Raw genomic sequence first — 5,111 nt, forward strand, 5'->3', positions numbered from 1 at the left:
CCGGCGGCCCCGGCGGGCGCCGCCGCGCCGCGCCGCGCGGCGCCGGCCCCGGCCCCCCCCCCCCCCCGGGGCCGGAGGTGGTCAGACCTTGAGGTACTTGCGCAGGGTGAAGAACGCCGCCACGCCGGCCATGCCCATACCGACCACGATCAGCAGCGGTATCACCGCGAGCACCGAGCCGAGGCCGATGAAGTGGATGAACTGCACCCGGTCGGCCAGCCAGTTCTGGACGAAGAAGTGCCCGCCGACCAGCAGCCCGGAGGCCATGGCCGCGCCGAGCAGCGCGGAGAACGCGGCCTCGGCGATGAACGGCATCTGGACGTAGAAGTTCGAGGCACCGACCAGGCGCATGATGCCGGTTTCGCGCCGCCTGCTGTACGCCGACACCCGGACGGTGTTGACGATCAGCAGCAGGGCGACGAACAGCATCAGCACCATGATCACGAAGGCCGCCGTCTGGAGGCCGTTGAGCAGGCCGAACAGGTTCTCCAGGATCTTCCGCTGGTCCTCCACCGACTTGACGCCGGGTTTGCCGGCGAAGGCGCTCTGGATGACGTCGTACTTGGTCGGGTCGTTCAGCTTGACCCGCCAGGACTGCGGCATCGCGTCCGGGCCCAGGACGGAGATGAGCGGGTTGTCCGGGTTCATCTCCTTCCAGTGCTTGTACGCCTCGGCGGAGCTCTCGAAGGCCGACGACTGGACCACCGAGTCCATCTTGTCCAGCTGGGCCTTGATGTCCTGCACCTGCTGGTCGGTGGCCGCACCCTTGTCGCACTGCGGCGAGTTGCGCGCGTCCGACTTGGTGCAGAAGTAGATGCTCACCTCGACCTTGTCGTACCAGTACCCCTTCATGGAGTTCACCTGGTCGCGGACCAGGAGCGAGGAACCGGCCAGGGCGAGGGAGAGCGCGACACTGACCACGACCGCGATGGTCATCGTCAGGTTGCGGCGGAGACCCACACCGATCTCCGACAGGACGAACTGGGCACGCATGCGGGTAACAACTCCAGGGTCGGTACTGCTGGTCTGGCGACGCGGGCGGACGGCCCTACGGGTTCAGCGCCGGCTGCGCCGGTCGGTCAGTGCTGGTATCCGTAGACGCCGCGGGCCTGGTCGCGGACGAGCAGCCCCTTGTCGAGCTCGATGACGCGCTTGCGCATCTGGTCGACGATGGCCTGGTCGTGGGTGGCCATCAGCACCGTGGTGCCGGTGCGGTTGATGCGGTCGAGCAGCTTCATGATGCCGACCGAGTTCTGCGGGTCGAGGTTGCCGGTGGGCTCGTCCGCGATCAGCAGCATCGGACGGTTCACGAACGCGCGGGCGATCGCCACGCGCTGCTGCTCACCACCGGACAGCTCGCCCGGCATGCGGTCCTCCTTGCCGCCGAGGCCGACCAGCTCCAGCACCTCGGGCACCACCTTGTTGATGGCGCTCTTGGGCTTGCCGATCACTTCGAGGGCGAAGGCGACGTTCTGCGCGACCGTCTTGTTGGGCAGCAGGCGGAAGTCCTGGAAGACGGTGCCCAGCTGGCGGCGCATGTGCGGCACCTTCCAGTTGGACAGCTTGCCGAGGTCCTTGCCCAGCACGTGCACCTCGCCCGTGGAGGGGCGCTCCTCGCGCAGGCACAGGCGCAGGAAGGTGGACTTGCCCGAGCCGGACGAGCCGACCAGGAAGACGAACTCACCCTTCTCGATCTCCAGCGAGACGTTGTCCAGGGCGGGACGGTTCTGCTTGGGATAGGTCTTGGAGACGTTGTCGAATCTGATCACGGCTGCATCACGGAGGCCATCCTAGGCGGCGCCAGTCCTCGGTCGGTCCACCCCGGGCGCCCGGCCCTGGGGCGGGTGGCGGGAGCGGAAAGGGCCGCTCCCGGTCTGGGACCATACGCGAATCGTCGGTCGGCGTGCAGGGCCCGCCCAGGACAGCCGTCGAAATCTGGGGGAGAATGTCTGGTTATGCCCCGAAAATTGGGAGGCATCTCACAGCCCGGGAGCCGGAACGGTCAGAACCTGGCAGAGTGGAGGTGGCGTCCGTGTTCGGGCGCTCCCCCGCACAGGGCAAGAAGAGGAACCAAAGCCCCGTCCGGTGCGTTGGCTGTAGCAGCGAGGAGGAGATCGCATGACCTGCGACCATCTGGTGTGCGCCAACTGCAACGGCCGCGTGAGTGACGGGCGCTGCGCGGTCTGCCGCGCCAACCGGGCCCGGCTGCAGGAGCAGCAGGGTCCGTTCGCGGCGTTCTCCCCCGCGATGCTGCTGGCCCTGCTGGCCGGTCTGCTCGCGGTGGCGCTGATCGCCCGGCAGGCACTGGCCTGAACCCACCGAGGCATACGAAAGGGCCCCCGACCACTGCGGTCGGGGGCCCTTTCGTATGCCTGCGCCTACTGCGCGGCGGTCTCGCGCTGCTTGCGCCAGCGGATGCCGGCCTCGATGCTGTGCTTGATGTTCATCGAGGCCGGCATCCTCACGCTCAGCTCGCGGTTTCCCGCTGCTTCCTCCATCGGATGCCGGCCTCGATGAAGCCGTCGATGTCGCCGTCCAGCACGCCCTGCGGGTTGCCGACCTCGTACTCCGTCCGGACGTCCTTGACCATCTGGTACGGGTGCAGCACGTAGGAGCGCATCTGGTTGCCCCAGGAGCTGCCGCTGTCCTTGAGCGCGTCCATCGCCGCCCGCTCCTCCTGGCGGCGCCGCTCCAGCAGCTTCGCCTGGAGGACGTTCATCGCGGACGCCTTGTTCTGGATCTGCGAGCGCTCGTTCTGGCAGGAGACCACGACACCGGTCGGGAGGTGCGTGATGCGCACCGCCGAGTCGGTGGTGTTGACGCCCTGGCCGCCGGGGCCGGAGGCGCGGTAGACGTCGATCCGCAGGTCGCCCTCGTCGATGTCGACGTGGTCGGACTGCTCGACGACCGGGAGCACCTCGACACCGGCGAAGGAGGTCTGCCGGCGGCCCTGGTTGTCGAAGGGCGAGATGCGGACCAGGCGGTGGGTGCCCTGCTCGACCGACAGGGTGCCGTAGGCGTACGGCGCCTTGACCGTGAAGGTCGCGGACTTGATGCCGGCCTCTTCGGCGTACGAGGTGTCGTACACCTCGGTGGGGTACCCGTGCCGCTCGGCCCAGCGCAGGTACATGCGCATCAGCTGCTCGGCGAAGTCGGCGGCGTCGACGCCACCGGCCTCGGCGCGGATGTTGATCAGCGCCTCGCGGGCGTCGTACTCGCCGGACAGGAGGGTGCGGACCTCCAGCTCCTCGACCGCCTTCTGGAGGGAGACGAGTTCGGACTCGGCCTCGACCCGGGTGTCCGCGTCGTCCTCGGCCTCGGCCAGCTCGAACAGCACGCCCAGGTCGTCGATGCGGCTGCGCAGGCCCTCGACCTTGCGCAGTTCGCCTTGGAGGAAGGAGAGCCGGCTGGTCACCTTCTGCGCGTTCGCGATGTCGTCCCACAGGTTGGGGGCGCCTGCCGCCTCCTCCAGGACAGCGATGTCGGCCCGGATCTTGTCCAGGTCGAGGACGGCCTCGATCGACCCCATGGTCGTTTCGAGGTTCTTGAGCTCTTCGGAAGGATCGACGGCTGCCACGCCCCCAGGGTAATGGTTCCGGGGGTGGTCATGACGACACCGGGGTCCTCCGGCTCTCGCGGTACCCGCCCGACGGCCCGCTACGGCGCCCGCGGGGCCGTGCCGGACACCGTCGGGCGGGCCGGGTGACCGGCGTCCGGGGCGGTGGCCGCGAAGGCCGTCCAGGCCGCGGCGGCGCCCGCCAGCAGCAGGACGGTGGCCAGCAGGACGGCCAGCACCCGGCGGCGGCGCAGCAGCGCCTGCCGGTCCCGGCGGTGCCCGGTGCCCGGGGCGGTGCGCTGGGCACGGGACTCCGCGGCGTACGCGGCCAGCTCGTCCGCGGAGGGGCGGCGCAGGCTGGTGTGGGTGTCCCGGGTCGAGTCGGGGGCGACGCCGGGCACCAGCGGGACGGCCGGGCCCCGGCGGCGCTTGTGGATTCCCGGGCCTGCGTCCACCTCGGCGTACACGGCCTCACCGGGGGTCAGCGCCTCCTCCGCCGGGGCGCGGCCCTGGGAGGGCACGGCCAGCACCGGCAGGCCGGCCAGCGAGGGCAGCTGCTCGCGCAGCCGGGCCGCCAGCTCGGCGGCCCGCAGCCGGGAGGCCGGGGCCTTGGCCAGGCACTCGGAGATGATCCGCCACAGCCCGTCCGGCAGGCCGGGGATCGGCGGCACCTGCTCGGTGACGTGCCGACGCAGCACCGCGCCGGTGTGGCCGCCGCCGAACGGGGTGAACCCGGCCAGCAGCTCGTACAGCACGGTGGCGAGGGCGTAGATGTCGACGGCGGCGCGCGGCTCCAGGCCCTCGATGATCTCCGGGGCGAGGTAGTCGGGGGTGCCGATGATCCGGGTGGCCCGGGTGCGGCGCGGGGCGTCGACCAGGCGGGCCACGCCGAAGTCGGTGAGCTTGGCGCGCGGGGCGCCGCCGGGGCCGGGGGCGGCGGCGAGGTCGAGCAGGACGTTCTCCGGCTTGACGTCGCGGTGGACGATGCCGGCGGCGTGCGCGGCGGCCAGGCCGTCGGCGACGTCCGCGATGACCGAGGCGGCGGTCTGCGGCGGGAGCGCGCCGTCACGCTCCAGCCGGGAGCGCAGGTCGGTGCCCTGGACCAGCTCCATCACCAGGGCGAGGTCGCTGCCGTCCACGACCATGTCGCGCACGCCGACCACCCGGGGGTGGTCGAGGCTGGTCAGCGCGGCGCGCTCCTGGACGAAGCGGCCGACCAGCACCTGGTCGGCGGCCAGGTCCTCGCGCAGCAGCTTGACCGCCACCGGGCCGTCGGGCCCCTCACCGAGCCAGACCGTCCCGGCCGAACCCCGGCCGATCACCTGGTGGACGGTGTACCGGCTGCCGATCTTGCGTGCCAATGCTGCTCCGTGGGCGGCGCGGGAGCGCGCCCGGGGGTCCGGTGCGCTCGATGGGGCGGGACAACAGCGACCAACCTACGCGCCCCGGCGCCCCGCGCGGGCCGCCCGAGGGCCCTGGGCGGGCAGCCGCGGGCGAGAAATCTTGCGAATTGTCGACAAAGCGTCAATCCCGCCGCGCGGGCCCGGCCCTGGAC

At 71.2% G+C, this 5,111-nt stretch carries 5 protein-coding genes; 1 reads left to right on the forward strand and 4 read right to left on the reverse strand.

Translation table 11 applies throughout. The features are described 5' to 3' along the window. Positions 1–81: 81 nt before the first annotated feature. Entirely contained in the window at positions 82–993 is a 912-nt protein-coding gene (gene ftsX, locus ACFV61_RS26985) for a permease-like cell division protein FtsX (protein ID WP_063349174.1), read from the reverse strand. 86 nt (positions 994–1,079) lie between these two features. Then, positions 1,080–1,769, reverse strand: coding sequence for a cell division ATP-binding protein FtsE (gene ftsE, locus ACFV61_RS26990; protein WP_063349173.1), 690 nt, complete (start codon positions 1,767–1,769; stop codon positions 1,080–1,082). A 349-nt stretch (positions 1,770–2,118) separates the two neighbouring features. Here ftsE and ACFV61_RS26995 point away from each other — a divergent pair, with 349 nt between their 5' ends. Further along, positions 2,119–2,313 (forward strand): hypothetical protein, encoded by a 195-nt coding sequence (locus tag ACFV61_RS26995; RefSeq protein ID WP_063349172.1) that lies wholly within the window; start codon positions 2,119–2,121, stop codon positions 2,311–2,313. A 154-nt stretch (positions 2,314–2,467) separates the two neighbouring features. Here ACFV61_RS26995 and prfB read toward each other — a convergent pair whose 3' ends face one another. Together prfB and ACFV61_RS27005 are read right to left on the reverse strand one after the other, a co-directional pair. Then, positions 2,468–3,577: a peptide chain release factor 2 gene (prfB, locus tag ACFV61_RS27000; RefSeq protein WP_380343626.1), complete on the reverse strand. Its 1,110-nt coding sequence runs from the start codon at positions 3,575–3,577 to the stop codon at positions 2,468–2,470. Between the two features lie 80 nt (positions 3,578–3,657). Then, positions 3,658–4,917, reverse strand: coding sequence for a serine/threonine-protein kinase (locus ACFV61_RS27005; protein ID WP_063349170.1), 1,260 nt, complete (start codon positions 4,915–4,917; stop codon positions 3,658–3,660). Positions 4,918–5,111 lie beyond the last annotated feature (194 nt).

It is taken from the genome of Kitasatospora sp. NPDC059817, from assembly GCF_042731835.1.
GTDB lineage: Bacteria > Actinomycetota > Actinomycetes > Streptomycetales > Streptomycetaceae > Kitasatospora.

Excerpts from the sequence above, each read along its gene's own strand:
- ftsX (WP_063349174.1), bottom strand. The coding sequence starts at position 993 with ATGCGTGCCCAGTTCGTCCTGTCGGAGATCGGTGTGGGTCTCCGCCGC.
- ACFV61_RS26995 (WP_063349172.1), top strand. The coding sequence starts at position 2,119 with ATGACCTGCGACCATCTGGTGTGCGCCAACTGCAACGGCCGCGTGAGT.